The sequence below is a fragment of the Streptococcus humanilactis genome, assembly GCF_019448275.1.
GTDB classification, from domain to species: Bacteria; Bacillota; Bacilli; order Lactobacillales; family Streptococcaceae; genus Streptococcus; species Streptococcus humanilactis.
The window spans coordinates 1-269 of sequence record NZ_JAHXBZ010000016.1; the positions used below are offsets into that span (position 1 = coordinate 1).

Genomic DNA, 269 nt, shown 5'->3' on the forward strand with positions numbered 1-269 from the left:
GGGTTCTTCGCTTTGACTTTGTCTGCCACTTGTTTTTTCTCTTCTGGAGTTAAGTGCGCTTTGTCTTTCACTGGAACTTTTTCGGTTGGTTTCACTGATTCGAAGTCTTGGTTGACTAAATCGCTTCCTGGAATTGTGTGTGTAATTCCTGTATTCGGATCTTTCAACGTTGCGGTTCCGTCGGCTCCTACTGTGACTTCCTTACCTGGGTTCTTAGCTTGAACTTTTTCTTTGACTTTGTCTTGTTCGGCTTGAGTCAATTCTCCAGC

General features: G+C 43.9%; 1 pseudogene. It reads right to left on the reverse strand.

Annotated features, from left to right (window positions below):
* Positions 1–269, reverse strand: a pseudogene (locus tag KV696_RS09600) (hypothetical protein); the annotation flags it as partial.